Origin of the sequence: Catenulispora yoronensis (genome assembly GCF_039531695.1) — a bacterium.
Lineage (GTDB): Bacteria > Actinomycetota > Actinomycetes > Streptomycetales > Catenulisporaceae > Catenulispora > Catenulispora yoronensis.
The window spans coordinates 1-21,808 of the sequence record NZ_BAAAQN010000086.1; the positions used below are offsets into that span (position 1 = coordinate 1).

At 72.5% G+C, this 21,808-nt stretch carries 25 protein-coding genes; 7 read left to right on the forward strand and 18 right to left on the reverse strand.

Annotated features, from left to right (window positions below; all coding sequences use genetic code 11):
• Window positions 1–3,088, reverse strand: a 3,088-nt coding sequence (gene mobF, locus ABD481_RS42290) for a MobF family relaxase (protein ID WP_344671557.1), incomplete at its 3' end; no start/stop codon positions are given.
• A gap of 293 nt (window positions 3,089–3,381) precedes the next feature.
• On the opposite strand from mobF, the gene ABD481_RS42295 reads away from it, so the two are divergent.
• Entirely contained in the window at window positions 3,382–3,666 is a 285-nt protein-coding gene (locus ABD481_RS42295; protein WP_344671558.1) for a DUF6372 family protein, read from the forward strand.
• A gap of 190 nt (window positions 3,667–3,856) precedes the next feature.
• On the opposite strand, the gene ABD481_RS42300 is transcribed toward ABD481_RS42295, so the two are convergent.
• Window positions 3,857–4,375 carry a hypothetical protein gene (locus tag ABD481_RS42300; protein WP_344671559.1) on the reverse strand — a complete coding sequence of 173 codons (519 nt, stop codon included), beginning with the start codon at window positions 4,373–4,375 and terminating at the stop codon, window positions 3,857–3,859.
• A gap of 265 nt (window positions 4,376–4,640) precedes the next feature.
• Here ABD481_RS42300 and ABD481_RS42305 point away from each other — a divergent pair, with 265 nt between their 5' ends.
• Both ABD481_RS42305 and ABD481_RS42310 read left to right on the forward strand, forming a co-directional pair.
• Window positions 4,641–4,805 carry a hypothetical protein gene (locus ABD481_RS42305; RefSeq protein WP_344671560.1) on the forward strand — a complete coding sequence of 55 codons (165 nt, stop codon included), beginning with the start codon at window positions 4,641–4,643 and terminating at the stop codon, window positions 4,803–4,805.
• A gap of 710 nt (window positions 4,806–5,515) precedes the next feature.
• Entirely contained in the window at window positions 5,516–6,088 is a 573-nt protein-coding gene (locus ABD481_RS42310; protein WP_344671561.1) for a hypothetical protein, read from the forward strand.
• A 286-nt stretch (window positions 6,089–6,374) separates the two neighbouring features.
• Here the strand turns inward: ABD481_RS42310 and ABD481_RS42315 are convergent, their stop codons facing one another.
• The 3 genes from ABD481_RS42315 to ABD481_RS42325 all read right to left on the reverse strand — a co-directional run bounded on the left by ABD481_RS42315 (window position 6,375) and on the right by ABD481_RS42325 (window position 9,201).
• Window positions 6,375–7,229: a replication-relaxation family protein gene (locus ABD481_RS42315; RefSeq protein WP_344671562.1), complete on the reverse strand. Its 855-nt coding sequence runs from the start codon at window positions 7,227–7,229 to the stop codon at window positions 6,375–6,377.
• Window positions 7,230–7,773: 544 nt separating this feature from the next.
• The gene (locus tag ABD481_RS42320) at window positions 7,774–7,971 is read right to left on the reverse strand and encodes a hypothetical protein (RefSeq protein ID WP_344671563.1); all 198 of its coding nucleotides are present in this window, start codon (window positions 7,969–7,971) and stop codon (window positions 7,774–7,776) included.
• A gap of 48 nt (window positions 7,972–8,019) precedes the next feature.
• Window positions 8,020–9,201: an NUDIX domain-containing protein gene (locus ABD481_RS42325; RefSeq protein ID WP_344671564.1), complete on the reverse strand. Its 1,182-nt coding sequence runs from the start codon at window positions 9,199–9,201 to the stop codon at window positions 8,020–8,022.
• 217 nt (window positions 9,202–9,418) lie between these two features.
• Between ABD481_RS42325 and ABD481_RS42330 the strand changes: the two genes are divergently transcribed.
• The gene (locus ABD481_RS42330) at window positions 9,419–10,225 is read left to right on the forward strand and encodes a DUF6292 family protein (protein ID WP_344671565.1); all 807 of its coding nucleotides are present in this window, start codon (window positions 9,419–9,421) and stop codon (window positions 10,223–10,225) included.
• Between the two features lie 55 nt (window positions 10,226–10,280).
• Here the strand turns inward: ABD481_RS42330 and ABD481_RS42335 are convergent, their stop codons facing one another.
• Window positions 10,281–11,333: a tyrosine-type recombinase/integrase gene (locus tag ABD481_RS42335; RefSeq protein ID WP_344671566.1), complete on the reverse strand. Its 1,053-nt coding sequence runs from the start codon at window positions 11,331–11,333 to the stop codon at window positions 10,281–10,283.
• Window positions 11,334–11,514: 181 nt separating this feature from the next.
• On the opposite strand from ABD481_RS42335, the gene ABD481_RS42340 reads away from it, so the two are divergent.
• Window positions 11,515–12,900 (forward strand): hypothetical protein, encoded by a 1,386-nt coding sequence (locus ABD481_RS42340; RefSeq protein WP_344671567.1) that lies wholly within the window; start codon window positions 11,515–11,517, stop codon window positions 12,898–12,900.
• Between the two features lie 102 nt (window positions 12,901–13,002).
• On the opposite strand, the gene ABD481_RS42345 is transcribed toward ABD481_RS42340, so the two are convergent.
• The 11 genes from ABD481_RS42345 to ABD481_RS42395 form a co-directional block, all read right to left on the reverse strand.
• Window positions 13,003–13,308, reverse strand: a complete 306-nt coding sequence (locus ABD481_RS42345; protein WP_344671568.1) for a hypothetical protein — start codon at window positions 13,306–13,308, stop codon at window positions 13,003–13,005.
• Window positions 13,305–13,514, reverse strand: a complete 210-nt coding sequence (locus ABD481_RS42350) for a hypothetical protein (RefSeq protein WP_344671569.1) — start codon at window positions 13,512–13,514, stop codon at window positions 13,305–13,307. The genes ABD481_RS42345 and ABD481_RS42350 overlap by 4 nt, the downstream gene beginning before the upstream one ends.
• A 122-nt stretch (window positions 13,515–13,636) precedes the next feature.
• A complete protein-coding gene (locus tag ABD481_RS42355; RefSeq protein WP_344671570.1) occupies window positions 13,637–13,900 on the reverse strand; it encodes a hypothetical protein in 264 nt (87 codons plus the stop codon).
• Between the two features lie 2 nt (window positions 13,901–13,902).
• On the reverse strand, window positions 13,903–14,148 hold the full coding sequence (locus tag ABD481_RS42360) for a hypothetical protein (protein WP_344671571.1): 246 nt from the start codon (window positions 14,146–14,148) through the stop codon (window positions 13,903–13,905).
• 144 nt (window positions 14,149–14,292) lie between these two features.
• Window positions 14,293–15,135, reverse strand: a complete 843-nt coding sequence (locus tag ABD481_RS42365; RefSeq protein ID WP_344671572.1) for a helix-turn-helix domain-containing protein — start codon at window positions 15,133–15,135, stop codon at window positions 14,293–14,295.
• A gap of 2 nt (window positions 15,136–15,137) precedes the next feature.
• On the reverse strand, window positions 15,138–15,671 hold the full coding sequence (locus ABD481_RS42370; protein WP_344671573.1) for a DUF6879 family protein: 534 nt from the start codon (window positions 15,669–15,671) through the stop codon (window positions 15,138–15,140).
• A 16-nt stretch (window positions 15,672–15,687) separates the two neighbouring features.
• Complete coding sequence (locus ABD481_RS42375) at window positions 15,688–15,921, reverse strand: hypothetical protein (RefSeq protein ID WP_344671574.1); 234 nt, start codon at window positions 15,919–15,921, stop codon at window positions 15,688–15,690.
• A 119-nt stretch (window positions 15,922–16,040) separates the two neighbouring features.
• A complete protein-coding gene (locus tag ABD481_RS42380) occupies window positions 16,041–17,138 on the reverse strand; it encodes a DUF6744 family protein (protein ID WP_344671575.1) in 1,098 nt (365 codons plus the stop codon).
• Window positions 17,135–17,353: a hypothetical protein gene (locus tag ABD481_RS42385; RefSeq protein WP_344671576.1), complete on the reverse strand. Its 219-nt coding sequence runs from the start codon at window positions 17,351–17,353 to the stop codon at window positions 17,135–17,137. The genes ABD481_RS42380 and ABD481_RS42385 overlap by 4 nt, the downstream gene beginning before the upstream one ends.
• Before the next feature lie 9 nt (window positions 17,354–17,362).
• A complete protein-coding gene (locus ABD481_RS42390; RefSeq protein ID WP_344671577.1) occupies window positions 17,363–18,985 on the reverse strand; it encodes a VWA domain-containing protein in 1,623 nt (540 codons plus the stop codon).
• A gap of 31 nt (window positions 18,986–19,016) precedes the next feature.
• A complete protein-coding gene (locus ABD481_RS42395; RefSeq protein WP_344671578.1) occupies window positions 19,017–20,201 on the reverse strand; it encodes an AAA family ATPase in 1,185 nt (394 codons plus the stop codon).
• Between the two features lie 214 nt (window positions 20,202–20,415).
• Here ABD481_RS42395 and ABD481_RS42400 point away from each other — a divergent pair, with 214 nt between their 5' ends.
• Both ABD481_RS42400 and ABD481_RS42405 read left to right on the forward strand, forming a co-directional pair.
• Window positions 20,416–20,766 (forward strand): hypothetical protein, encoded by a 351-nt coding sequence (locus tag ABD481_RS42400; protein ID WP_344671579.1) that lies wholly within the window; start codon window positions 20,416–20,418, stop codon window positions 20,764–20,766.
• A 46-nt stretch (window positions 20,767–20,812) separates the two neighbouring features.
• A complete protein-coding gene (locus ABD481_RS42405) occupies window positions 20,813–21,214 on the forward strand; it encodes a hypothetical protein (RefSeq protein ID WP_344671580.1) in 402 nt (133 codons plus the stop codon).
• Between the two features lie 14 nt (window positions 21,215–21,228).
• Here the strand turns inward: ABD481_RS42405 and ABD481_RS42410 are convergent, their stop codons facing one another.
• On the reverse strand, window positions 21,229–21,804 hold the full coding sequence (locus ABD481_RS42410; protein ID WP_344671581.1) for an HNH endonuclease signature motif containing protein: 576 nt from the start codon (window positions 21,802–21,804) through the stop codon (window positions 21,229–21,231).
• Window positions 21,805–21,808 lie beyond the last annotated feature (4 nt).

Genomic DNA, 21,808 nt, shown 5'->3' on the forward strand with positions numbered 1-21,808 from the left:
CCGCCGGGTCGACGGCGGACGACAGCTCGGCGACGTCGGCGACCGGGGTGGTCTGCTCCTGGGTGGCCGGGAGCGGGAGCTCGTGGCCGAGTTCGATACTGACCATGATGTCGTGGGCGGATCGCTCCAGGTTCTTGACCATGGCGGCGACCGCCCGGTCCAGCGCTTCGACATCGCTGGCAGGCTCGCCCAGACGGATCCGGGTCTCCTCGTCCTCGAGGAGTTGGTGCGGCAGGTACAGATCCACCCTCTCCCGGTCCCTGCTCATCGCGGGGTACAGAGTGTGGTCGTCCAGGCCGGCGCCGTAGACCAGCGCCTCCCGAGAGGTCAGGCCCTGCGACTTGGCTGCGGTCATGGCGTAGCCGAGCTGCACCCCGCCCCGGCAGACGTAGTTCGCGCTCAGGAACACCGGGTCCGCGCCCTCGGCCAGGGCGACGCTGATCCCGCGCTCGGACACGGAGGTGACCACGCCCCGGTAGCCGTTCAGGACGTCGTCGTCCCGGCCCTTGGTCTTGGCGCTGCGGTAGTCGTTGACGCGCGTCAGGATCAGGTCCCCGACGCTGACCTCCAGCTCCCCTCCGCCGGCCAGCGCGAACGACCGGCCCTCGCCGATCTCGCCGCCCGCGATCCGGATCGCTCTCGCCCCGTGATTGAGGGTGGCGACGTCGGCGTTGGTGGCGGCCAGCATCAGCAGCCCGTCAATCTGCTCGTGGGCACTGGCGTAGTCCTCGCGCCGGATGTCCCAGGCGGCGAGCATCGCGGCGAACGCCTCCGGGGCCCCGGCCACGGCGTGGACCCGGCCGGCGTCGCACCACGCGGCCAGCGCGGCCTTGCGGTCGCCGTCGCGCCACACGGCCAGCGCGGCCCGCTCGGCCTCGTCGACCTGGCGCCGGTTCTCGGTCAGGGCCAGGCCCCCGACCACCTTGTGGACCGGGTCGAAGCTGCCGCCGACGCCGGGGGAGCGCAGCTGCTTGCCGTCGCCGACCAGAACCACCTTCGTGCCGGTCTCGACGGCCTCGCGCATGACGACGGCCAGCTGCCGGTCGTCGACCATCCCGGCCTCGTCGACCACCAGGACGTCCACGCCGGCCAGGCCCTCGCCCTCCCGAATCCGCCCCAGCCAGGACGCCAGGGTCGTCGACGGGATGCCGGATCCGGCCTGCAGGTTGGCCGCCGCGGTGGCGGCGGTGGAGCAGCCGACGACCACGTAATCGGCGGCCTTCCAGGCGTCGTAGGCCGCCGTCAGCAGCGTGGTCTTGCCCGCGCCGGCGACGCCGACGAGCGCGTCGACGCCGTGCCCGTCGCGCAGGAACCGCATCACGGCGGCCCGCTGCTGCTCGGACAGCGGGTAGCCGTGGGTCGCGGCAAAGATGCCGACGGCGCCTTCGGCGGCGAGGGCCGGCACGACCGCGGCGCCCTCGTGCAGGCGGTCGCGGGCGCTGTAGAGGATGGTCAGCTCGGCGTCGTAGATGTCCGGGGTGGTGTACCGCTGGTGGTTGGACATGTGCGACGCGCCGAGCTCCGGCATCGGCTGCGCGAACCGGCCGTCGGCCAGCAGCTGGTCGGCGTAGTCCTCCAGCTCCGCCGCCGACCCGATGCCGGGCAGCTCCTCGGCGATGGCGGCCAGCAGCTCGGCGCGGCGGAAGGCTTTGTGGTGCGCGGTGACGCCGGTCTCCGTGTGGAACACCTTGGCCGCCAGCTCCTCGACCGGCATCGGCGGGCGCGGTGCCCGGTGGGCGAACAGGCCGGTGGCCGGCCAGTCCGGGAAGGCTGCGGCGATCATCGCGTCGACGTCCAGCCGGACGCCGCCCACCTTGACGGCCTCGGCCTGGCGGCGCCATTCGGCACGCAGCTCGCCGCCGACGCCGCTGGCCTTCGCCTCCCGGGTCGACGCCGAGACGGTCTTGTCCTGGCCGAGAGTCGCCTCGACGAGGCCGAGCCTCTCCTTCTCCTTCTCGATCTGGTCGTGGCGCTTGGACATCGCCCGGACCAGTTCGGCCGGGATCCCGGCCAGCTCCCATGCCCCGGTGGCCTTGTCGCGGACCCATTCCACGCCGTACTTCTCGGTGAGCCTCTGCCGGAACATGGCCTTGGCGAGAGCGTCGACGGCGTGGGCGTGGCGCATCAGGTCCCGGCCGCCGGCCCCCGGCGTCCTCCACTTCCCGTCGGCAGTCGTCTGCACCATGTGCGCGAGGGTGACGTGGATGTGGACGTGGGGATCGGGGGCGTCGGCGCCGACCGGGCGGGCGACCTGGTGGCCCATCGTCCACCCCAGGAACCCGCCGGAGGGCGCGCGCTCGGCGCTCTTCCCGTCGCCGTGCTCGCCGCGCATCGTGTAGCTGGCCCAGCCCTCGTAGGCGCCGATTGCCTCGGTGACCGATGCCAGGTGGAGGTCCAGGAGCTCCTGCGCGAGGTCCGCCGGCGCGAGGGCCCAGGCCTCGCTCGCGCTCTTGGTCAGGTCGAACACGACGTCGTTGCCCATCAACCCGACGCGCAGTTTCGCGTTCGCGTACCGGCCTGCCTCGGCCAGCCGCTCCGGGTCGTAGATGTCCGTCAGGTCGACCCCGGCCGCCCCGGCCAGACGGCGGGCGTCGGTGTACGGGATCCGGTGGGAGTCGCCCTCGCGCGCAACGCCGCGCTGGGCCCGGCCGTGGCGGGCCGCCGCCCATTTGTGGTCGGCCAGGAGCTCGGCGACCTCGACCGAACGCGCCGCCGCGGCGGCGTCGACCGCCGCCAGGAGCACGACGGCCGGCAGCGTCCCGCGCGGGTCGGTGACCAACTTCGGCTTCACCAGAATCTCGCCGGTGCGCGGGTCCAGACCGGCCATCAGCATCCGGGCCTTCGCCTCGTCCCCGGCCGCGAAGTCGGCACCCGGCGTGAGTCCGACCGCGGGCAGACCCGAGCCGATCCAGCGCAGCGGGAGGCTGGAGTCCAGGCGGTACTCGACCGCGTGCTCGGCCGGATCGGCCTCGACAACACCGGTTGTCCGCGCCTCGGCGTCGTGCTCGTGTCCCACCCCGCAGCCGGCCGAGTGCGACAGGCGGTAGTCCACCTGCGCGCTCGCCCTGATCGCCGTCACCCACCCCATGCCCCGTCACCTCCCCTCGCCGCTCGACCGATGTCCATCGGCCGCCACCGTCGGCGCTGTACCGCTCTTCGCGATCTTCCCCCGTATGGGCATACCTTGGTGCTCTATTGGTGATCTTGACTTGTGATCTTGTGATTTTCAGGGTACGTCGATGACTCGGCGCTGTCCAGGAATATGCGTGCCTACGGCGTGCCTATGACCTGGTGTTATGCCTACGGTGCGGGGAGTAGTCGGGGAGTGGGTCGTCCGGGGCCCGGAGCAGTGTCGGGGCTCTGGTCTGCGAGGATGCTGCGGTGCCATCGCCTGACATAGAACTGCCGGTCCTGTCCGTCCTGCTGACCCGATACATGGAGTGGGAGCAGCGCGCCCCGGGCGGCTGCCGGTGCGCCTGCTCCGGCTTCCACAGGGGCCGCGGGCCGCGCGGGTTCTGCACCCGGGCGGCGGAGCCGGGGCTGTTCGCCCACGTAGTCTCCAAGGACAAGATCTACCCAGAGCTCCCGGAGCACGACCACGGGACGATCGTGCTGTGCCGCGACTGCTACCAGGCCCTCGCCGACCGGCCCGAACCGCAGACCTGACCGGTCGACGGGCACGGGTTCGCCTCATGGGGCGGCCCGGTGACGATGGCCGGCCGCATCCTGCTGTCCGTCACATTGATGTCCGGTCGCGCGCTCGCCGCCGTGGCGAAGACGTCGACGCGGGGCCAGCCGGGGTGCTCAACGTCCGCCAGGAGCGCGCTGTCGACGGCGCGGCGCGGTGAGAGATCGGTCAGGACGTGGGGACGAGGTCGGCGGCGATACGAACCAGCAGGACCGTCACCGCGGTGACGCCGTCGGGGTCGCGGCCGGCCATCTCCATCAGCGACTTCACCAGGGCGAAGCCAGCGGCCTGTTGCGGCTGGGCGGGCAGCGTGGTGGCGATGGCCTCGGCCACGGTCCGCCGGGCCCTGGCCAGGACCGGGGTGAGTTCGTCGGCCTGCTCCGGGGTGATCTGCTTCCCATCCTCGGCGAGCTCCGTGCGGGCCTGCCGCCCGTCGCCGGGGACGAGCAGCACCTGCTCGATCTGGGCGGCGGTGGTGCCGGCCGGGACGCGGGGGCGCAGCTGGTCGGCGACCATCCCGGCGAGCGCGAGGATGACGTGGGTCTGCCACTCCTGCCGGGTGCCGACCGCTGGGTCCGGGGTCTCGGCGATGGTGGCGACGGCGTCGGCGTCCCCGGCTCTGACGGCGGCGATCATCCGATGGGCCGCGTCGTAGATCGGCCGGTCCCGATCGGGAGTCTGCGTCATCTGCGTCACGGTAGTACCCGGTACGCCGGTGCCGCCGGGGGTTGGACGGATCTGTCCGGAACGGCGCGCCGCGGGCCCCGGCGCTCCTGGCGGGCCCTGTCGGCACCGACGCGGGCGCAGTGATCCGTACCGGGCCCGGGTGCCGAACCGGGACGCCGGCGGCGGCGACAGGGCCGCGTGGGGCCGTCCGGCGGGGCGACGCCGCGACGGCGGCAGGTCGTGTCAGTACCCGCGACACGGAGATGCCAATGGCAGGCTGGACCGCGTGAGCGATCCACAGCAGGAGCAGGCCGACGCCGCGCGCCAGGAGCACGCCGCCGGGGCCGGCGACCCCGAGTACGACCAGATGGTCGCGGATGTGCAGGCCGACCTGATTGGCGACCAGATCGCCGACGGCGAGCGGTACCCGGACGGGCAGTGGGTCACGTAGGGACGGATGGCCACGCCGGGCAGCCGGTACGGTCGGCGTCGACGGGACGCACGCGCAGGACCGAGGGGTTTTCGCGCCGGCCGCCGCCGCGAGAGATCGGGATGACATGCACTTCTACCGATCAGTCTGGTCGTCTCAGCCGTGCCTATTCCGGCCGCGACCTGGGACGGAGCCGAAGCAGGGTGATCTTTTCACAGCAGGACCACTGATTGGACCGGGTGACTGGATCACTGATTGGACCACCAATTGGACACGCGGTTGTCGCAGAGCCCTGAGCACTGTTCGACGTAGCCGAAGTCCGGCGAAACCGCAGTTCAGCGCCGAGAGTTACACGCAGGTTGCAGGTTTTCGGCCGCGTCGGTTCGGCCAGGGCTCGTACAGATCCGTTGAGAAAGCAGCAGAACGACTGAGAACGGGCATGGCCGCCAGGGGGTCCGCTCCCTGCGCCGTTCGCTGGGCCGTTGCCCCCGCCGATTAAGAACGGATGGGGCAACGGCCGCCGGAAACGGCCCGTTTCCCCTGGTCAGCGGCTAGATGCTAACACCCTTGGACGACCAGACTTTATATGTGGATCCGGACGCTCCTCCGATAAATGGTCACGCGCCCGGCCACGGAGATGTGGCCGTGCGCGTCCGCCGGAAGGCGGCTCCTCCGGGCCTTGCCCGGCCCGCCCGGTTTCCTGCTCCGCGTCCCCGGGAAGCCCGGTGATCATGAGTGAGGACCAGCTGTTCGCCGACGGCGACCCCGACGCCTGGACGCCGTCCGGCAGCCGTGCGGAGAACGCGACCGCGGCGCTGTTCGCGCGCCTGGGCGACGAGCAGGCGGCCCCGCCGTGGTCCTGGACCGAGCTGCCGGGCGATGAGGCCGCCGCGCTGATGGATCTGCTGGCCGCGTTCGTGGAGGACTACAACCTGCGCTACGCCTGGGCGCCGGGGCAGCTGATCCCTCCGTGCTGGCCGGCCCACGGCTCGATCCTGGAGGAGCTGACCACGCTGTGGTGGTCGCGCTACCTCGCGTTCGACGCCCCCGGGGCGAGGATCGCCGACGCGCAGGCCTGGCACGACCGGTGGCTTCCGGGCTTCCTCCAGCGCCTCCCGGGATGGATGGAGGGCACCCGGCCCACCTGCACCACCGGCAAGCACGACGACCCGGCCATCTGGCCGGCGCAGTCGCAGGCCGCCGCCGACCTCTCCCCAGAGGCCCGCGTCCTCACCCGGCGGATCGCCGCCGCCGAGCTGCGGGCCGCCCCCAAGCGACCCGGGCCCCGGAGGCCGTCGACCTGACGGCCGCCGGGAAGCCCGCGGGAATCGCCGCTGGCCCGCCTCGTGGCGGTTGGCCGTGGTGGTGCGGTCGGTCCTCGTCGCTTCGGCGCGACGGGATCAGCCGGGCCGGGGCTGCGGGGTCAACCGCGAAGCGGCCCGGCCCGGCCGCCGGGGTTGCGGCCGGGCTTGACCGCCGCCGCGCCGGGCTGGCCCCGTGGCGGCGACCGAAGCGGCGAGGGCCGACCGGAGAGGGTCTGGTCTCCCCTCGGAGCGAAGGCCCGCCGGAGGCCGCTCGGGTCCTCCGTGTTCACCACTGGCGTGACACCAGCGGTGAGGGGATCGGCGTCGGCATGACGCCGGCGTTCAACTCGCGGAGCGTCGCCACCCCGGCCGGGAGCCAGGGCAGCGTCGAGCTGTCGGTCCGCAGCAGTCGGCGGTGCCAGGCGTTGCGGATCAGGTCGTCGCGGCGCTGCCGGAGGCCCGGCTCGGTGAGGCCCTCCAGGACGATCAGGATCTCGGGGAACTGCCCGAAGATCGGCCGCCAGTGACGGGTGCCCTGCTCGAAGTACTTGCGGTAGGCGCCCAGCTTGTCCACGAGCTGCGCCAGGCTCATGGTCGCCCGGTCCATCTCCAGGAACAGCGTCCGGTCGTACCGCCCATCCGGGGAGTTCACCGTCATCCGGACCACGGCGTCGGCGATGAGCACCGACCGGCCGCCGATCGTCCCGTCCTTGCCCGACAGCAGGCGGATCTCGTGGTTCCAGTCCAGCGGGCTGCACTCGTGCCCGGCGGTCAGGGCGATCGCCCGCAGGGCAGAGCCGGCGTCGTTCACGGCCAGGGTGTGGCTCGGGTCGATGGAGTCCGCCTTCGCCTCGGTCAGGCGCCAGCGGCGGGGCACGACCAGGTGCGCGTCCTCGGCGGCCGTCGCCCCGGCCGCGGTGGCGTACCACATCAGCTGTGTCTGGCGGGGGCGGCGGAGGTTGGCCACCAGCTTCCGGGCGCGCAGGGACTCCAGGACCCGGTACTGGTAGCGGTTGTCGCCGGCGGGGAGGCCGAGCCAGGCGAGCAGCTGGCCGGTGGTGGTGATGCGGTGGGTGTAGACGCACGCCAGCGCGGCGGCGTCGGCGGCGGTCAGCGGACCGGCGGTCCGCGGCTTGCTCATCGCGCACCGCGATCAGGGTGGTGGACGCCTTCTGACCCGGAGCCTGCCCAGTGCGCCACATCCCAGCACCAGGGCAGTCGGAGGGTCAGAAGGTTGTCGGGCTTCGGCGGCCGGTTGCCATAGCCGTACTGACCTGCGGAAAGAACCGCTCGGCAACCGAGGGCTGGTTGTACCCGCGTCTGAACCCTGGTCTGAACCCTCAACGGGTCACACGGCAACCCGGGCCGTTCGGGGTTCAACGATGCCCGGCAACTCGGCTGCGATACGGCGTCGGTGGCGAATCTCGGCGTCCTGAGCTGGCCTGTTAAGGGTTCACGTAAGGCTTCGCTAAGGGTTCCACTGGCATACATGTTCGGTCGGCCCTCCCGCGCGTCGAAAAAAACTGCCTGCATTAAGGGAAGGCCGGCCGAAACGGCCCGTTGTGACGCGCCGGACCAAGATTCTTTTTGCCGGTGCTCGGGCGAGCCGGACAATGGCGACGGCTCCACCCGATTGCTGCGGGTGGAGCCGTCGCGGTTGTCGAGCTGCCGGTTGGTGTTGCGCGTTACCCGACCCGGCGGCCGTTGACGATGACGACGTTCGCGCCGTTGACGTTGCCCGGCGCCTGGATCCCGACGGTGCCGCCGGTGGAGATGTTGACCGTGCCGCTCTTGCGCTGGGCGGCCTCGAATTCGGCGTCCAGCTCGTCCTCGGACGCGGCCAGGATGCGGGCGATCCGGTCGGCGGGGGTTTCCTTGGCCATGGTCGTGGTCCCTTCTAGTTGGTGTGTCGCTGGCTGTTCGTCTGTGGCTTAGCTGTGGGTCTTGCGGTGCCGCAGGACCGTCTCCAGCAGCGGGATGTGCGCCGGGTACAGCCCGCCGTGGGGCTCGGTGTCGGCGGCCAGCTGCTCGATGCTGTCGAACCGAAACCAGCGCGCGGCGGCGGCGTCGTCGCCGGCGACCGCCTCGACGCGCTCGTCGAGCTCGAACACGCCGAGGCTGCTGCACACCCAGGCGTGGTCGGTGTTGCGCCAGTCCGGGACGTAGCCGCGCCGGACGATCGTCGGGGTGCGGCCGGACAGGTCGACGTGGGCCTCTTCGCCGACCTCGCGGACCATCGTCTGCTCGGGAGTCTCGCCGTCCTCGGTCATGCCGCCCACGATGGCCCACTGCAGGACGTCGTCGCGCTGGATCAGCAGGATCCAGTCGCCGCAGACCATGGCGGCGTCGGCGGCGGTGTTCTCGCCCCACCGGTTCAGGTTCCGGCCGGTCCGGCCGGTCCGGCCGGCCGGATTCAGCGGCCAGCCCCGGTCGTCCAGGTCGAACGGCACCAGCGCCTGCCGCGCCCGCTGCCGCCACGCCTCGGGCGTGATGTCGTACGGGGTGGCGGCGTCTTCGGCCCAGCCCTCGATGACGCTGAGCTCCAGGCCGATGCCGGGGGTCAGCGCGGGCGGGGTGATGTCCACCGGCAGGTATCCGGCCCACGGCCGGGACCAGGAGCGCAGCGTGTCCGGGACGGCCATGCCGGGGTGGTCGGTCTCGCCATGGGCGCCAGCGGCCCACAGCTCCTCCGGCAGGGGCCGCTTGTGCAGCCGCAGCCGGCGGCTCTGCGCGGTGGCCTTGACCACGCCCATGGCCAGGCCTGCCGCGCCGTAGGTGCCGCCCTGGTCGGCGTGGCGCCGCAGCGTCGCGTCCAGCGCGCCGCCCAGCATCGTGTCCAGTGCGGACAGGTCGGACAGCGCCCGCTCCTGCCACAGCAGGTCTGCGGTGGCGTCCTCGCCGATCGCGGCCTCCCAGGTACCCGGCGCGCCCGGGACCAGCAGTCGCCAGGACTCCGGGACGCCGCCGAGGCGCAGCGCCGCGAGCTGCTTCAGCAGCGTCTCGGCGTAGCCGGCCACGATGTGCGCGTCCGCGCCCAGCACCTGCCGCTCCCGGCTGGTCAGCGAGATCACCACATCGGTGCCGGTTTCGGCCTCGTCTTGTGAGTGAGCCATCATGATCCTCCCAACTCGACGTATTCATTTGAATACGTCTTTCCGTATTCAGAAACATACGGTCGCGGTGGGGGCGCGTCAAGGCTCTGCGAAGCGGCGGGTCCGGCAGGGCTGTTGACCTCACCGCCACTGGCAGCCGGAGCAGCAGCGAACCAGGCGCAATGGGCCGGTCGCTCACGGCGAACGGGCGAGGTCGTGGACTCAGTATTCTGATGCGATGGTCACTCCGGATGCCGCTGCCGAGCCGAGCAGCGAAGAAATCAAGGACTTCGATCGCTTCGTCGGCGGCTACACCGTGGCCGTTGCCGAACAGGCGTTGGCTGAGGGGCTTCCAGTCGTCGACGTCATCCTTGGGCCGCCGGAGTTGTCCCAGGGCAAGCGCCAGGAGAGCGAGGCCTGGCTGTACTTCCCCTACGACTTCAACAGCGGGCTCGGGGCCCGGGAATGCACGCTGGGCTGGAACGAGGCGTCGGGCTGGTTCTTCCAGCGAGAGCAGGACAGCGAGAATCAGGAGCGTCGGTGGCTGGGGCAGGGGTTGGTCCCCGATCCCGAACGGGTAGCGATCTTCGCAACGACCCTGCGGGTCAGCCCGGGGTCCGCCGGCAGTCTGGAGCGTCCCTTCTACCGCAGCCCCGGGCGGCTGGAGCCGGAGCTGCTGGGGCGGCTGAAGCCGTACGGCGGCAACTGGGGCCCGTACTCGGAGTTGTTCGCGAATGTGCGGAACAGGCACTTCGACCGGCGCCTGGCGACGGCGATCGACGCAGACCCGCCGGGGAGCCCGATCAACCTGCCGTTGCTGCCGGGCGAGTTCACCGCTCTTGAGGTGGCCTTGGAGTGGCTCGACGGAATCTTCAACTACGACCGCAGCCCGCTGACGGCCTTCGCCAGGGATATCCGCGGCCGGCGCGGGGCCGGCCCGGCGGATATCGATGCGTCCCGGACCAGCCTCGCCGCCGCCCGCGCCAGGATGCAGGAGCTGCGGCGGCAGGACGCGGAGAAGCGCGGCAAGGGCAACGACCGCTAGCCGAGGCTTGGATTGCCGATGGTGCTGGTGACGTCCAGGACCCAGCGCTACCGGCCTACAGGCCGATGCCGATCAGGGCGTTCTCCGCCTCGTCCCAGCGGTCGGAGCGGCGCAGGTAGCCGTTGAGGGAGGCGGAGTTCTCCCGGTGGCCGGTGATCGCGGCGATGGCCTTGCGGTCCTTCCCGGCGCGGCGGGCCTCGGTGGCCAGCCCGGCGCGGGCGGAGTGCCCGGTGACGGCCTTGACGTCGGCGCGGTCGGCGGCGCGGGTCAGGACGTCGCCGACCGCGGCCGGGGACAGCCCGGCGGCCAGGAGGCGGCCGTGGCGGTCGATGCGGCGGAACGCCGGGCCCTCGGGGTCGGCGGCCAGGCCGGCGGCGTCCCGCCAGGCCCGCCAGGCGCGGACGGGGCAGGTGGCGGGGTTGGAGCCGTAGGGGACGGCGACGGTGCGGGGGCTGGTCTTGCTGGCGCGGATGTCGACGACCAGGCCGTTGGGGTCGTCGGCGACGTCGAGCACCAGGAGCCCGGCGACCTCGGCGCGGCGGCCGGCGACGGCGAAGTCGAGCAGGGCCAGGGCGCGGTCGCGGGTCCCTGCCAGGGTGTCGGGGCAGGCGGCGCTGATGGCGCGCAGGTCGGCCAGGGTGAGCACCGGGGCCTGCCCGCGGCCGCGGGGCGGGGCCTTGGCGGCGGCGGCTTCGCGGATGTAGTCCTTCAGCAGCTCCCGGGCGGCGGCGACGTCGTCGGGGTCGACCAGGACGCGGTGCTGTCGGCGCAGGGTGACCACGACTCCGGCCAGGCGCCGGTTGACCGTGGCGGGGGCGGCGGCCTGCTCGGTCCAGAGCCAGTGGACGAACCCGCGCAGCGTGCCGCGCCGGGCGGCGGTGACCGGGAGCGTCTTGGCGGCGGTGTACGCCGTCCAGACGCGCCAGTCGTCGGCGTAGCCGCGCACGGTGTTGGCCGGGCGCAGCGCCGAGGCGTGCTCGTCGCTCGCGGCGTCCAGCTCCTCGAGCATCGCCTCGGTGGCCGCGTCGAAGACCGGGGCCGCGGCGGCTGCGGCGCGGCCGGGCTGTGACGGTTCAAGGCCTGCCGAGGCCCCGCCGGCGGTGTCCATCCGGTACTCCTCCCACCCCCTGTGGATCAAGGTTCTGACCCATGATATCAGGCGTTATCACGGGTCAGAGGTCAAAGAGGGCCGCGCCAGAGGACTGATTGCTGCATGTTTGGCCGGTACCACGCTGTAGCATAAGAGTTCTGATGCTGTAGCCATCTACAGCTACACCGAGGAGAAGCTTGTGTCGTTCTACACGTTCCGGCCGGTAGCCAACGGCCTGGGAACCGATCATCCGATCCCCGACCTGCCCTTCGTCGACGACTCGCACCTGCCGACCGACCCGCGCGCCATCGAGGCGGTCGGCCGCAAGGAGGGCGGCTCCACCTGGGGCCGCCAGGACAACGTCCCCCGCAGCGAAGGCTGGGCGGCCTTCACCACCGATGCCGAGCGCACCGACCTCGCGTGGTACGTGCGCTTCCACCCCGGCCACGGCCGCTCGGTGATGCTGGTCAGGGACGACGACGCCTCCCTCCAGCACCAGACGTTCGTGTGGGACATGCCCACCGCCCTGGCGTTCCGCGCCGGCGGCTACTGGTGGGACGGGGCCTTCTGGTACCGCCCGGCGCAGATCTTCGACAGCGCGGCCGAGCGGATCGTGGCCCGCGCCGTGCCGGGCGCGACCACCGTCACGGCCGCCGACCTCCTGGACTCGGCCGCCGACGCCTCGCGCGCCCGGATCCTCACCGTCGCGGAGTTCGACCTGGACGCGCCGGCACCGCGACAGTGGCTCAACGACCTGGCGCTGTGGGCGCAACGACGCAACGGCGGCAAGCCGCTCGATGAGTGCGTGGTCCGGCTGGCGGCCCCGGAGCTCAGCGGGGACCAGCTCATCAGCGCCGCCGAGATGGCGCAGATAGCCGACATCGAGCCGTCCACGTTCCGGGCCTACACCGCCCGCGGGGAAGCAGGCGTGCCCGAACCGCAGGCCACCGTCAGCGGGCGCAACGCCTGGTCCCGGCCGGTGGCGATGGACTGGGTCGAGCAGCGCAAGCGCTCCTGGGAGTCGGTCCAGGACGCCGTCGCGGTCGACCACGCGGGGGTGCCCGTGGCGACGGGGGTCTCCGAGCTCTGGACCCGCTACACCAACATCATGTTCGGCAGGCTCTGGAGCCGAGGCGACTTCCGCCAACGCTGGGCGCTGCGCTGGCGGACCGAGGAGCGCGTCCGGCAGGTAGCCCAGGACCTGGGATGGTCGGTCGCCGGCAACCTGGCGAACATCGTGCCGATGGAGGAGCTGGCGTTCACCATCAAGCACGCGATCCTCGACGAGATCGCCTCCAGCCAGCAGCTCGACCGCGACACGGGCAAGACCGGCCCGGAAGTGGCGAGCTGGGAGTTCCACGGGATCAACTTCCGGATCGCCAAGATGCTGGACTGGCTGATCCGCCACAACCCCGCGTCCGGGCAGAACGTCATCGCCGACGTCATCGGCGAAGCGCAGGACCGGTTCGGCGTCCCCCGCCACGTCACCGTCAACACCATCAGCACCGCGCTATCCCTGGACGGCAAGCTCGACGAGAAGACCCTGGATGAGTTCCTGAACCGGGCCCTGCCCGTCGCGGAGTAGAGCCGTTCCCGGCCCCGTACGTAGCGCTGTGCCGCTGCGTGCGGGGCCGTTGTGCTGCTTCCGGATGGCCGTCGGCAACGGCGCGCCGCCCGGAGCGCCCGGCTACAGGCCGAGAGCCGCGCGCAGCGCCTCCTCGACGCGGGCCATGTCGGCCTCGTCGACGGAGCCCAGGCGCCGGGCGCCGGCGGCCGGGTCGAAGCGGGCCGCGCGCATCTGGGCCAGGTTGAGCGCGAACACAGACGCCGGGGCCGGGTGCTTGAGCTCGACGGACAGCACCGTGTCCGGGTACTGCCCGGCCGGGTGGAGCACCAGGACCACCGCGGCGCCGAACCCGGCGGTCTCGGTGATGGACACCACCAGGACCCGGGGGCCCTCGCCCGCGAGGTCCCAGACCTCGGCCCGCCTCACGCGGCGTCGCCGATGCCCTCGGGCATTAGGACGTCGTACGCCGCCAGCGTCGTCACGGCGGCGGCAATCTCGTCGCGGCGGACCTGGGCGGCTGCGGCCCGGTTGAGGTAGGCGGTGACGTTCCCGCCGGCGCTGCGCTCTATCCGGTCGGCCAGGTCGGCCGGGAACGACACCGTGATCCGCTTGTGCGTGGTTTTCGTCGTCATAGCGAACAGACTAGAACGCGTCAGATCTGATGCACATCGCTACAGCAGAATTAGCGCACCCGTGCGAGGCGGCGACCTCGCGGCGTCGCTCTACGCCCCCGGCAACCGGGGATGGGACCGGCTCACGACGCGGACGCGGCGGTACGCCGGCGGGTGTCCCATCCCCGGGACGCCGCTTGCGAGCGGGCGGCGCGGGCCGCGGCCTGGGCGTCCTCGACGAGCCGTGCGAAGTAGCCCGACTCGATGTGCGCGCGGTGGTCCGGGGCGACCGTCGACCGGCCGCCGCCGGCCCAGGACACGACGAACACGTTCTCGGCGCGGACCTCCACGATGATCCCCACCTTGCCGTTGCCGATGTCGATGCGGTCGCCGGCCGAAGCGGGCATTCTCATTCCCCTTCCACCTGGCGGCGGTCGCCGCCGGAGATCGCGGCCTCGGCGGCGCGGGCGCGCAGTCGGGCCGCGGTCTGGCACTCGGGCGCCGGGCACGGTACCTCGGTCCCGGACGCCTTGTGGATGACGGTCCCCCAGTCCCTGCACACCCGGCAGGCGGCGTTGTCCGAGCCGTCCCCGGCCTCGTACTGGTCCAGCGCCTCGGCCGCCGGCGCCGGATCGGTCCTCGGGGCCGCTGTCACGGCCGGGCCTGGTTGCGGGTCGGCCGGTCGCGGCGGCGCGCAGGGGTCTGCGACGTCTTGGTCATGATTGCACTGTGATCGCGGCGGCGGCCGGGAATCCATGGACTTCCACCGGTTTCCACGCCGATTTTCCGGCGCGTCCCCTCAGTCGAGCGACTCCAGGGCCGCGGCGATCAGGCGGCGGGCGGCGGCGCCGTTCACGGCCTGGTCGGCGAGCCTGGCGAACATGGCGGCGTAGGCCTGGACCTCTGCGGGCTCGGTCACCGACAGCTCCCCGGAGGTCATCTCGACCTTGACCACGGAGTCCCCGAGCAGCCAGAAGTCCTCCATCGGCCAGTGGGCGCGGCCGGTGGTCATGGGCGCGATCCCGACCGAGACGTTCGGCATGCCGACGGCCGTCAGCAGGTGGCCGAGCTGGACGCTCATGGTCTCGGCGTCGGCGACGGCGGTCCGCAGGGCGTGCTCCTCGATGACGAAGGCGAACTGGCGGCCCGCGTCGCGCAGGAGCTCCTGGCGGCTCAAGCGGGCGGCGACGGCGGCGGCAACGTCGTCGCGCAGTCCTTCGCGCTGCTGGAAGGTCCGCAGGACCGCTTCGGCGTAGCCGGCGGTCTGGAGCATGCCGGGGATGGTCGAGCTGGAGTAGGCGCGGAAGCGGGTGTGGGCCTCGTACAGGGGGAGCAGGCCGGCCTGGACGCGGGCCAGGCCGCCGCGCATCAGGCGGCGCCACTCGGTGAACATCGCTTCCACGTTGCGCAGCGCGGCCAGAAGGGCGGGGATCTCCTCGGCCGCGTCGCACACCGTGCACCAGGCCTCGATGTCGGCGGCCGACGGCAGCGTCACGGCGTTGACGATGCGGGAGACCTTGGACTCGTACCAGCCCAGGCGGGCCGCCAGGCCCCGGGAGTTCAGCCGGGCGTCGTCGCGGATCTCGACGAGCCGGCGGGCCAGGAGCTGGCGGCTGCGCTGGGCGCTGACGGAGACGGCCAACGTCAGACCAGTGCGAACGACGGGTGGTCGACGCCTCTGGCCCATACGGCCTCGAACGCCTCCCCGCACAGCTTGGCCAGCGCCGGATCGGTGCGGACGTCCATCCCACCGGCGGGGGCCCAGGACCCGTCGCCGGTGAAGTGGTTCAGGATCACCGTGTGGTCGTCGAGAAGCCAGAAATCGCAGGTGGGGACAGCGATGCCGATGGAGTCCTGGCGGGGCAGCCAGCGGACCAGCTCCCCGGCCGCGATGTTGTGCCCCGCGGTGATGGCGTGTTCGAAGCGGATGTAGTCGGTGACCGGCTCGGACACGATGCGGGCCCGGCGCATGACCACGCCCCGGGCCACCGTCTGGCGGACCAGCGCCCGCCAGTCGGCGGAGTCCTTGTCGTCGGACTCGGTCACGCCGTTGTCGCGCCAGTCGATGAACTGGGGATCGTCGAGCCCGTCGCGAAGGTAGCTGTCCCGCATCTCCAGGTGCACCGCGGAGTGCCGCGCGCTGGCCAGCACCGTCGCAAAGTCCAGGCTTGTCGTCATGGTGGCGCTCTCGCTCTCAGCTGCGGGGCAGCAGGGGGATCATGCGGGCGGGCAGCCGCACGATCGTCTCCCCCTCGGGGACGTCGACGGAGTGGCCGGCGACGGACCCGACGCGGCGGCATTCGTCCAGCGTCGCGCCGTCGGCCCGGTATGCCTGGATGATCAGGTCTCCTGTCTGCTCGTCGATCCACAGCGTCGGCGATCCGGTGTTCCCGGTGTCCGGGTCGATCGCCAGGAACGTGAATGACATGGTGTCCTCCGAAGGTCGGCCGCAAGGCGTCTTCCTACGAGCTTGCAGCCGACCCCTCGGACCCGGAAGAGGACTTCCACCAACTTCTACGCCAGAACGCCCCTGCCGTCGACGGGCGCTCAGTCGTCGTCGGAGCCGGCCATCAGCCTGGCGAACTGGTCCTTGACGGTCTCCAGCGAGGCCTGCGTGTCCTCCAGGCTCGTGGACAGCAAGGTGCTGTGCTTGTCGGTGGTGGCCTTCAGGCCCAGGTATCGCTTGTGCAGGGCGGCGACCAGTTCGGGGTCCGGCTCCGGGGCCCGGCGCAGGACCGCCAGCTCGACGGCCAGCCGGTCCAGCTCCTCCCGGGCCCGGTTGGTGAACTCCTCCTCCACCATGTCGCGCATCTCGCCCTGGTCCGGCAGCGGGATCCGCCGCAGGCTGGAGAGCTTCTTCTCCTCCGGCGTGCGCAGCACGGCGCGCTCGTTGAAGCGGCCGATGAGCTCGCGCAGCGCCTCCAGGACCGCGTGGTGCTCGCGGGCCACGAAGTACACCCCGCCCGAGGCGCGCAGCCGGGTGCCGGCCATGACGTCCTCGATGAAGGCGCGCACCACGTCCCGCAGCCGGTCCCCGGGCACGAACGCCAGGTTCGTGCGGTAGGCCTCCTGGATGTCGTCCAGGAACTGCCTCACCTTCTCCTGCTCCACCGGCGGCAGCGCGTTGATGGCCGGGTGGTTGGGGACGATGCCGAAGCTGCCGGCGCCGAAGCCGGAGTTCTCGGAGTTGTCCTTGGTGAACACCGCGTCGGCCATGCGCGGGTCGTAGGACAGCGCGACCTGCGCCTCGTCGCGGACCTCGCGGACTACGTGCCGCACGACCTGCGTCTTGGTGCGGGACACCGGGCGGACCATGAGGGTGGCCTCCCGGTCCAGGGCCGCGCGGGACTTGCGCTTGCGCCGGCCGTTGGGCAGCCGCTCGGGTTCGGCCCCGTCCAGCAGGTAGGCCAGGCGCACCGTGCTGCCGGTGGCGCGCTCGGCGGCGTCGATCGGCCGCAGCTCGTTGGGCAGGTAGTCCTCGCTCAGGCCGAGCTCCCGGAACCAGTTCACCAGGTCGTCGCGGGTCACCGGGGCGTCGCAGACCGTGTAGAACACGACGAACCCGAGCACCGGGGCGCCGGCGGCGTCCATCTGGGCCAGGTAGGCCTCCAGGCCGGCCTGCGGCGCGGCGGCCGGGGCGCTCACCGCCCGCCGCCGCAGGTCTGGACCGCAGGCACGGCGGGGTGATACTCCACGCGCCAGGTGGGGTGCGCCTTCACGGGGTGCGCGTCGCCGTCCAGATGGACCAGCAGCGACGCCTGGTCGAAGCCGGTGATCACGCCGGGGGCGCCGTCGACGGTGACGCGCACCCCGACCCGGGCCGGGACCCCGTAGTGGTCGCGGATGTAGGCCTCGGACATGGTGCCTCCTTAGATGATGCGGAACAGGTCGGCCATCTGGCCGACGTCGGCCAGGTCGGTGACGGCGCGGGCGTTGTCGGACAGGGCGTCCAGGACCCGGCCGACGCCGGTGTCAACCGCGACGCCGAACAGCCGGAACCCCAGGCGCTCCCGGTCCTGGTTCCAGGCGCGCATCCAGTCCTCGGTCACGTCGCACTCCCCGTCGGTGACCAGGACGATATCGCCGCGCTGGGTGCCGTCCGCGGCGTAGGACTCGGCCAGGATCCCGGTGGCGAGCGTCAGCGGGGCGGCGAAGTCGGTCCCGCCGCCGTCGAAGGTCTCGACGAAATCGAGCAGGTCCTCCACGCGGATCGGGCGGCCCGCCGGGAACCGGTAGACCCGCTGGTTCCGGGCCCAGGAGAACAGGATCCCGACGAAGTCCCTGTCCCCGGCGCGGGCCTGCTGCAGCAGCGCCAACGCCAGTGCCTTGGCCCAGACCTCGCGGGTGACGCCGCCGGGCCCGGCCCTGTTCATGGAGGTGGAGCAGTCGATCAGGGCGATGACCGCGCCCATCCCGGCGTCGTCCTCGCCCCGGGTGTCGTAGACCATCAGCCGGCCCTCGGCGTAGCGGGCGGCGAAGTCCGCGCGCAGCGCCGGGATCGCCAGCGCGGCCAGCTCCGAGGGGATCAGGGCCGACAGGTCGTCGCCGAGGGTGATGCCGACGATCTCGCCGCGCACGTTCTCCATGCGCCGGGCCCGCTCGCCGGCCGCCAGGTTCCGGAACCGGCCGATCATCTCGGTGAACCTCGACAGCCGGTCGCCGGCCAGCCGCTCGGCCAGCTCGGCGCGCGCGGCGTAGTCCATCCGCTCCAGATCGCCCGGCCCGACGCCCCAGGCCGCCATGATCTGGGCCTCCTCCTCGACGTCCGCGATGGCCTGGGACAGGCCGCGGCGCACCGCCTGGCGCAGCGGGGCTGCGGCGTCGTCGCACGCCTCCCGGGCTTCGGCCTCGGCCTGCCCGGCGGCCTGACCGGCGGCCTCGGCTTCGCCGATGGCGGCCATGACCAGGCTTTCGGCCTCGGCCGGGACCTCGCCGTCGGCGTCGGCCTGCCCGGCCGCCGCGGCCAGGGCCACGCCGACGGCGTCCGCGGCCTGCTCGGCCTGCTCGCGCCGGGCCTCGGCCTCCTCGGCTTTCTGCTCGGCGTCTTTCGCCTTCTGCAGGGCCTCGCGCAGCGCCGCCGACAACGACAGCACCGCCAGGGCCGAGGCGTAGGGGTCGCCGGCGGTGTCCCGGCGCAGCTCCTCGGTCTCCGGGGAGCTCAGCATCGCGGAGATGATCTGGTGGTTGGGCCAGCGACTGGGCAGCACCTGCTCCCGGTCCCGCAGCCTGGGCTCGATCTGGTAGGCCGACAGGAACACGTCGCGCAGCAGGTCGGCCGAGTAGTCGAACTCCTGGGCCAGCTCATCGGCCAGGGTGCGCAGCCGCCGGGACTGCGCGCTGACCTCGTTCCAGGCCATCACGTCGAACCGGTCGGCGGCCATCGCCGACGGCCCCGGAGCCTCGGCGACAGCCGCCGCCCCGGCTGGCCCGGTGCCGCCGCCGATCCCCAGGAACCGCTTGGCGCGCCCGGCCAGGTCGCTCAGTCTCCCCATCGCGATCTCCTCCTCCCGCTGTCCGCGCCGGTCACAGGACTTCGTTCCGGATGCGCTCCTGGAGCTCGGCACACCGGGCGGCGGCCTCGCGCAGCACGGCGGTGGGCCGCCCGGCGACCTCGGCCTCGCGCAGCAGCTCGGCCAGGCGCTTGGCGGCCTTGCGCAGCTCCGGATTCGCCTTCTTGATCACCCAGTCCGAGAGCTTCTCGATGCTCTGACCCGCCTTGGCGTCCAGCTCATGACCGAGCTCGGCCACCGCGTCGCCGAGGGTCAGGGCCTCCCCGGACGCGGGGTGGACCAGCTCCAGCACCACCCGCTCGACCGCGACCCGGGTCTCCACCGTCTCCCACAGCGCGTGCGCCAGGACCAGGACATCGTCCGGGCCCGCCTCGGGCCGGCCATCCAGGAACGCGCTGGCCTGGACCAGCCGCATGCACTGCTTCCACCGGCGGTCCGAGGCGGTCAGCTCCTGGGCGCGCAACCCGGCGCGCAGGTCCGCCACCGCCTCGATCACCGCGTCGGGAATCTTCACGGCCGGAACGCCGGTCTTCACCGCGGCGCGCAGGTCGGCCAGGTCCAGCGTGGTCCGGGTCGGCGGGACGGCCGGGGCCACCGACGAGCGCAGCAGGGCCCTGAAGTTCTGCGGATCCCGCAGGTAGCCGACCTCCAGCCGGATCAGGAGCCGGTCGAAGATCGCCGACAGCTCGTCGCCGGAAGCCAGCTCGTTCGAGGCGCACACCAGCGACAGCAGCGGGCAGCGCACCGGGGCGTCGCCGTTCTCCGGGTGGTAGACCCTCTCGTTCATGAACGCCAGCATCGAGTTCAAGGCCGCGGGGCCGCACTTGAAGATCTCGTCCACGAATCCGACATCGGCCGTGGTCGCGCGGCCGTCGAGCAGCTGCACGTAGCGCCCGGCCGTCAGCGCCGCGACGTCGATCGGACCGAAGATCGACTTGGGGTCGGAGAACCGCGACAGCAGGATCTCCCAGAACCGCGCCCCGTCGATCCGCGAGGTCAGCTCCCGGGCCAGTTCGGATTTCGCGGTGCCGGGCGGGCCCAGCAGCAGCGAGTGCTGGCCGGCCAGCACCCCGACCGTCAGCGCCCGCACCACGTCCGAGCGCTCCAGGTACAGGTCCGCCAGCTCGCCGTTCACCGCCCGCAGCCGGGCCGCCACGGTGCCGGCGGCGTCGGCGCTCATGCTCACCATGTCCGTCATGCGTCCATCCCCTCGAAGATCGTTGAGATCCTGGGCCGCATCTGCTCACAAACGGCCGTCTGTGAGCAGCCTAGCATGCGGCTGTGATGATCGGGACACTTCGTCAGGACTCGTCGAAACCGGGCGTCTTGGCGTGGTCGGCGCGGTGGCCGCGCGAGCGGTGGTCTACTGGGGAAGCGACCAGCGCTTGAGCCCCCGGAGAAGGAAGTGGTGAGTGCCGATGGCGACGGTCAAGGTCGAGAAGGCAGGCGCCGGGAAGGCCGCGTCGACGGAGTGTGATCCGTGGGTCGGCACCGGAGCGTGGCTGGCGGAGCAGCTGCGCGCGTGCCGGGCCGGTGTCCGGGGCGAGTACCGAACCCGGCGCGGGTCCTGGGAGCCGCTGGTCGACCCGGCCGGGGTGGCCAGGGTGCTGACGGCCCTGCTCGCAGAGGTCCGGGAGGATCGGGAGCTCGCGGGGCGCCTGGCGGCGTTCGTCGCGGAGCTGTACGCGGCCGGCTGGCTGACCGGGGAGAACGACGGCGAGGTCCGGGCGGCTCTCGGGGACCTGGCGCCGCCGCGCCCGTAGCCGGGGGTGTTTGCCCGGCCTGCCCGGCAGTGGCGAGGATTGGGCCATGCCCTCCTTCACGAATCCCGCGGTTCCCGCCGCCGCGTTCCTCGCCCCGGCCGGGACGACGACGGTAGCCGCCCCGGCTGCGGCGCCCCCGGGCGCGTCCGGGGCCGAAACGGTGCCGGCCGCCAGGCCGGCCAGGGGCGGAAGCCCGGCGAAGCCGAAGAAGAACCCGCCGGCCGCCGGGAAGCCGGCCGGGGCGGGGGCGGCCAGGAGCTACGGCGAGATGGCGCGGCGGATCGAGGCCGTGGTAGCCGACCTGGAGACGATGGTCGCCCAGCTGCCGACGGGTACGCCGAGCCAGGACGACGCCAGGGCGCTGCGCCGGGCGGTCGGCAGGCTCGGTGCGGTGACCGGGCAGGTGAAGAAGGCGACGCCCGGCCTGGGCATCGCCGGCGGCCGGTAGCTGCCGGGGCCGGGTCAGAGGTCGAACAGCGCGTCCTGCCCGGCCAGGGGGCTGCCTGCGTCCAGGACCGCGGCGACGATCCGGGCCAGGGCGTGGCGGTCGCGCTGGCCGGCGGCCACCGCGTCGACCACGGCGTCGCGGATGGCGAGGGACTGCTCGTACTTGCTACGCCGGTCGCCGGCGTCGCGGCGGGCGGTGCCCCAGGCCGCGACGCGGGCGGTGCGGTCCCGGTGCGCGGCCATCAGCAGGTTCTGCGACTGGGTGCCGGCGAGCAGGTGGTCCAGGCGCACGCACAGCTGGACGTCGCAGTCGTGCAGCACCTTGCGCCCGGCCGGGATCGGCCCGTACTCGGCCCACCAGCGCCAGCGGGATGCCCGCACGATGTCCGAGCGCCGGTCGGCCCCGGCGTCCTCGTCGCCGTAGGCCGGGTCGTGGAACCGCGGGTACCCGTCGTCGCCGATCGCCCCGATCCAGATCGAGCAGCCAGCGGTCTCGACCACCTTGCGGCGGAACCGGCGCCAGGCCTTGGCGGTGGCGAACGGCGGGCAGTACCCGCCGTCGCCCGCGTCGATGACGGTCCTCGTCGTCATGGCG

Bases quoted from the DNA above. Each gene is read 5' to 3' on its own strand.
- ABD481_RS42300 (WP_344671559.1), bottom strand. From the start codon at position 4,375: ATGACGCAGACTCCCGATCGGGACCGGCCGATCTACGACGCGGCCCAT.
- ABD481_RS42310 (WP_344671561.1), top strand. From the start codon at position 5,516: ATGAGTGAGGACCAGCTGTTCGCCGACGGCGACCCCGACGCCTGGACG.
- ABD481_RS42315 (WP_344671562.1), bottom strand. From the start codon at position 7,229: ATGAGCAAGCCGCGGACCGCCGGTCCGCTGACCGCCGCCGACGCCGCC.
- ABD481_RS42320 (WP_344671563.1), bottom strand. From the start codon at position 7,971: ATGGCCAAGGAAACCCCCGCCGACCGGATCGCCCGCATCCTGGCCGCG.
- ABD481_RS42325 (WP_344671564.1), bottom strand. From the start codon at position 9,201: ATGGCTCACTCACAAGACGAGGCCGAAACCGGCACCGATGTGGTGATC.
- ABD481_RS42330 (WP_344671565.1), top strand. From the start codon at position 9,419: ATGGTCACTCCGGATGCCGCTGCCGAGCCGAGCAGCGAAGAAATCAAG.
- ABD481_RS42335 (WP_344671566.1), bottom strand. From the start codon at position 11,333: ATGGACACCGCCGGCGGGGCCTCGGCAGGCCTTGAACCGTCACAGCCC.
- ABD481_RS42350 (WP_344671569.1), bottom strand. From the start codon at position 13,514: ATGACGACGAAAACCACGCACAAGCGGATCACGGTGTCGTTCCCGGCC.
- ABD481_RS42355 (WP_344671570.1), bottom strand. From the start codon at position 13,900: ATGCCCGCTTCGGCCGGCGACCGCATCGACATCGGCAACGGCAAGGTG.
- ABD481_RS42370 (WP_344671573.1), bottom strand. From the start codon at position 15,671: ATGACGACAAGCCTGGACTTTGCGACGGTGCTGGCCAGCGCGCGGCAC.
- ABD481_RS42375 (WP_344671574.1), bottom strand. From the start codon at position 15,921: ATGTCATTCACGTTCCTGGCGATCGACCCGGACACCGGGAACACCGGA.
- ABD481_RS42385 (WP_344671576.1), bottom strand. From the start codon at position 17,353: ATGTCCGAGGCCTACATCCGCGACCACTACGGGGTCCCGGCCCGGGTC.
- ABD481_RS42390 (WP_344671577.1), bottom strand. From the start codon at position 18,985: ATGGGGAGACTGAGCGACCTGGCCGGGCGCGCCAAGCGGTTCCTGGGG.
- ABD481_RS42395 (WP_344671578.1), bottom strand. From the start codon at position 20,201: ATGACGGACATGGTGAGCATGAGCGCCGACGCCGCCGGCACCGTGGCG.
- ABD481_RS42405 (WP_344671580.1), top strand. From the start codon at position 20,813: ATGCCCTCCTTCACGAATCCCGCGGTTCCCGCCGCCGCGTTCCTCGCC.
- ABD481_RS42410 (WP_344671581.1), bottom strand. From the start codon at position 21,804: ATGACGACGAGGACCGTCATCGACGCGGGCGACGGCGGGTACTGCCCG.